Annotated in this window: 5 protein-coding genes; 4 read left to right on the top strand and 1 reads right to left on the bottom strand. The window is 69.3% G+C overall.

Annotated elements, in window-relative coordinates:
- Positions 1–46: 46 nt before the first annotated feature.
- Positions 47–832, bottom strand: a complete 786-nt coding sequence (locus AVR91_RS41805; protein WP_063277746.1) for an IclR family transcriptional regulator — start codon at positions 830–832, stop codon at positions 47–49.
- 154 nt (positions 833–986) lie between these two features.
- On the opposite strand from AVR91_RS41805, the gene AVR91_RS41810 reads away from it, so the two are divergent.
- From AVR91_RS41810 to AVR91_RS41825, 4 genes are all read left to right on the top strand, one after another.
- The gene (locus tag AVR91_RS41810; RefSeq protein ID WP_037341010.1) at positions 987–1304 is read left to right on the top strand and encodes a bifunctional 3-phenylpropionate/cinnamic acid dioxygenase ferredoxin subunit; all 318 of its coding nucleotides are present in this window, start codon (positions 987–989) and stop codon (positions 1302–1304) included.
- Positions 1301–2437 (top strand): NAD(P)/FAD-dependent oxidoreductase, encoded by a 1137-nt coding sequence (locus tag AVR91_RS41815; protein ID WP_063277745.1) that lies wholly within the window; start codon positions 1301–1303, stop codon positions 2435–2437. Before AVR91_RS41810 ends, AVR91_RS41815 begins: the two co-directional genes overlap by 4 nt.
- 111 nt (positions 2438–2548) lie before the next feature.
- Positions 2549–3226 carry an MtrAB system response regulator MtrA gene (mtrA, locus tag AVR91_RS41820; protein WP_005150760.1) on the top strand — a complete coding sequence of 226 codons (678 nt, stop codon included), beginning with the start codon at positions 2549–2551 and terminating at the stop codon, positions 3224–3226.
- A 43-nt stretch (positions 3227–3269) separates the two neighbouring features.
- On the top strand, positions 3270–4173 hold a 904-nt coding region (locus tag AVR91_RS41825; RefSeq protein WP_211282839.1), incomplete at its 3' end, for a HAMP domain-containing protein.

Consider the following 4173-nt stretch of genomic DNA (forward strand, 5'->3'; position numbering starts at 1 on the left):
AAGGACCGTTCCTAGCACGCCCGGCCGCGTGAGAGGGCAGGTCACGTCACTCCGCGAAGTACCCCAGCTGCGCCGAAAGATCCGCCGACGCCTCCGTCAGCGGCCGCACGATCTGCCGCACCCGCTGCTTTGAAAGCCGGTACGACGGGCCCGAAGCGCTCATCGCCGCGACGACGTCGCCGCCGGGCCCGTGCACCGGCACCGCGACCGCGTGCATCCCCAGCTCCAGCTCCTCGAAACAGGCCGCGTACCCGTCCTCGGCGACCCGCTCCAGCTCGGCGGTCAGCTCGTCCGGATCGACCGTGGTCCGCGGCGTGAACCGTTCGAGCTTCCGCCGGAGCAAGCGTTTGCGCTCGACGTCGCCCATGTACGCGAGCAGCACCTTCCCGCTGGACGTCGCGTGCAGGGGAGTGCGCTGCCCGGTCCAGTTCTGCGTGGTGATCGCGGCCGAGCCGCGGGCCTGGCTGACGTTGATCGCGACGCCGTCGTCGGCGATCGCGATGTTGACCGTCTCGCCGAGCGTCTCCGCCAGGCCCTGGCAGGTCTGCCTGCCCAGTTTCGCCAGGTCCATCCTGCCGGTGGCGGCGCCGGCGAGCCGGACGACGCCGAAGCCGATCGCGTATTTGCCGCGTTCGCCGAGCTGCTCGACGAGACCGCGGTTCTCCAGGACACTCAGCAGGCGCGAGGCCGTCGACTTGTGCACGCCGAGCTCGCCCGCGATCTCGGTGATCCCCGTTTCCCCGTTGCGCGCCAGCAGTTCCAGCACGCTGATCGCGCGGTCGACGGACTGCACCTGACTGGGCGTTGCGTTCCCCGCGTCCTGGTTCCGCATGACGCAACAGTAGCCGTTTCGCCCGGATCCGTTCGGCTGAGTGGGCGAATCCCTTGACGCGTCGGCCCCTCGAGGGTGATTGTTGCGCAGAGCACGTCCCGTCTCGTAATACGCAACATCAACAAAACCGTCGGTCCTTTCCCCGGAGGCCCCGATGATCCGTGCCTGCTCCGTCTCCGAGTTGCCCGAAGGCGAAGCCGTCCGCCTGGCGGGCCCCGTGCCCGTCTCCGTCTTCCATTCCGAGGGCGCGTACTACGCGCTCGACGACACCTGCAGCCATCAGGACGCGTCGCTCGCCGACGGCTGGATCGAAGGCTGTTACGTCGAATGCCCGCTGCACGCCGCGCGGTTCGATCTGCGCACCGGCGCGCCGGACTGCCTGCCCGCCAAGAACGCCGTGCGCACGTACCCGGTCGTGGTCGCCGACGGGGTGATCTACGTGGACACCGAGGTGCGGCAGGACGTCGCTTGAGAACCGTCGCCGTCGTCGGCACTTCCCTGGCGGGGCTCCGCGCGGCACAGGAGTTGCGCGCCCAAGGCTTCGACGGGCGGCTGGTGATGATCGGCGCCGAACCGCCTTACGACCGGCCGCCGTTGTCGAAGGATTTCTTGCTGGGCAAGGTTTCCGCCGACGACATCGCGCTCGCCGGGCGGGACGATCTCGACGCGCTGGCCGCCGAATGGCACCTCGGCGTCCGCGCCGAAAGGCTCGGCCGCGAAGGCGTGACGCTCGCCGATGGCACCACGATCGCCGCCGACGGCTACGTCGTCGCGACCGGAGCGGTGGCCAGAACCCTTGCCGCGGCAAGGAATCTGACCGGCGTACACACCTTGCGGACACTCGAAGACGCGGTCGCCCTGAAGCGTGCTCTCGCGGCGGGACCTTCCTCGGTCGTCGTCATCGGCGCGGGATTCATCGGCGCGGAGGTCGCGTCCGCGTGCCGTCTGCTCGGCCACGAAGTCAGCGTGATCGAGGCGATGCCCGTGCCGCTCGCCCCCGTCCTCGGCGCGCGAATGGGCGCGGTGTGCGGGGAACTGCACGCGGAGAACGACGTCCGGCTGGTCACGGGCGTCCCCGTCGCCGGGTTCTCCGGGACCGGCCGCGTCACCGGTGTGCGGCTCGCCGACGGCCGCGAACTCCGCGCCGATCTCGTCGTCGCCGGAGTGGGCGCGCGGCCCGCCACCGAATGGCTGACCGGCTCCGGGCTCGCCGTCGACGACGGGGTGCTGGTCGATTCCGGCTGTGTCACAGCGAATCCCCGAGTGATCGCGGTGGGTGACGTCGCGCGCTACCGCTGCCCGCTGCGCGGCGTCCGGGTCCGCGCCGAGCACTGGACGGCGGCCGGGGAACAGCCTGGCGTCGCGGTCGCGAACCTGCTCGCCGGCTCGACCGTCACGCATTTCGCACGACACGGTTACTTTTGGTCCGATCAGTACGGACGGCGGCTCCAATTCGCCGGAGTGGCCACGGAAGACGTGCGGATCGCCGAAGGTGATGTGGCTTCGAAGCGCTTCGTCGCGACCTATCACCGCGGCGATGTGCTGACCGGTGTCTTCGCGATCGACTCCCCGAGGCCGTTCACCCGGCTCCGACGTGCTCTCTAGGGCCCGAAGACCCTACTCGGATGGAGCAATTTGCCCGATTCGATGATCTTTCTGGTGGTCACATCGCCGGGTCGCGCGCCCGCACGGGGAAACTAGTGCGAACATAGGTTTATGAAGGCACGTGTTCTGGTCGTCGACGACGACCCTGCTCTCGCGGAGATGCTCACCATCGTGCTGCGTGGGGAGGGGTTCGACACAGCCGTCGTGGCCGACGGCTCACGGGCGCTGCCCGCGCTTCGTGAGCTGAAACCGGACCTGGTCCTCCTCGACCTCATGCTGCCCGGCATGAACGGCATCGACGTCTGCAAGGCGATCCGGGCCGAATCCGGCGTGCCGATCGTGATGCTCACCGCCAAGAGCGACACCGTGGACATCGTCCTCGGGCTCGAGTCGGGGGCCGACGACTACGTGGTCAAGCCCTTCAAACCGAAGGAGCTCGTGGCCCGCGTCCGCGCCAGGATGCGCCGCACCGAGGCCGAGCCCGCCGAGTCGCTGACGATCGGCGACCTCGCGATCGACGTCCCCGGCCACGAGGTGACGCGGGAGGGCAAGGCCATCCCGCTGACCCCGCTCGAGTTCGACCTCCTGGTCGCGCTCGCCCGCAAACCGCGGCAGGTGTTCACCCGCGAGGTGCTCCTCGAGCAGGTGTGGGGCTATCGCCACGCCGCCGACACCCGGCTGGTGAACGTGCACGTCCAGCGGCTGCGCTCGAAGGTGGAGAAGGACCCGGAGCACCCCGAGGTGGTGTTGACCGTCCGCGGCGTCGGGTACAAGGCGGGCCCGCCGTGATCACCCCATGAGCGGACGCTTGCGAAGGCTTGCCCAGACCACGATGCGCCAGTTCCGGCGCATCGTGGTTTTCGTGCGCCGCAAGGTCGTGGCGTTCAACGAGCTGTGGCGGTATTCGCTGCAGTTCCGGGTCACCGTGTCCACGCTGGCGCTGTCGTCGGCCGTGGTGTTCGTGCTGGGCATGGTGCTGCAGAACCAGATCACCGACCGGCTGGTCGAGACCAAGCAGAACGCGGCGATCGCCCAGACCAGGGCGGTCGTCGAGACCGCGGCCGGCGAGCTGATCGGCGTCGGCACCGAGAGCCCGGAAGCGCTCACCGCGCGGATGAACAACGCGCTGAAGAAGATCTCCAGCACGACGTCGTCGCAGGACGGCGCGGGATCGACGGCGGGCACCTTCGAACCGGTGCTGGCCGCGGGCGGGCGCGACCAGTCCAGCAAACCGGTGGCCGCCGGTCCCTACGACCGGGTGCCGGTGCGGCTGCGTCAGTTCGTCGAGACCGAGCAGCTCAGCTACCTGACCCACACGGTCACCGAGGCCGACGGCGGCAAGACGACGTATCTGATCGTCGGCGCGCCGGTCAGCACGATGATCAACCCGCTCCAGCTCTACCTGCTGTACCCGCTCACCAGTGAGCAGAACACCGTCTCGACGGTGCAGAACACGCTGCTCGTCGGCGGGCTCGTCCTGCTGCTCCTGCTGGCCGGGATCACGAACCTGGTCACCAGACAGGTGGTCCGGCCGGTCCGGCAGGCCGCCGCGGCGGCCGAACAGTTCGCGGGCGGGGACCTCGACCAGCGGCTCGCCGTGCTCGGCGAGGACGATCTGGCCAAACTAGCCGTGTCCTACAACGAGATGGCCGCGAGCATCCAGCGGCAGATCCGCCAGCTGGAGGAGTTCGGCGGCTTGCAGCGCCGGTTCACCTCCGACGTCTCGCACGAACTGC

Origin of the sequence: Amycolatopsis keratiniphila subsp. keratiniphila, from assembly GCF_001620365.2 — a bacterium.
GTDB lineage: Bacteria > Actinomycetota > Actinomycetes > Mycobacteriales > Pseudonocardiaceae > Amycolatopsis > Amycolatopsis keratiniphila.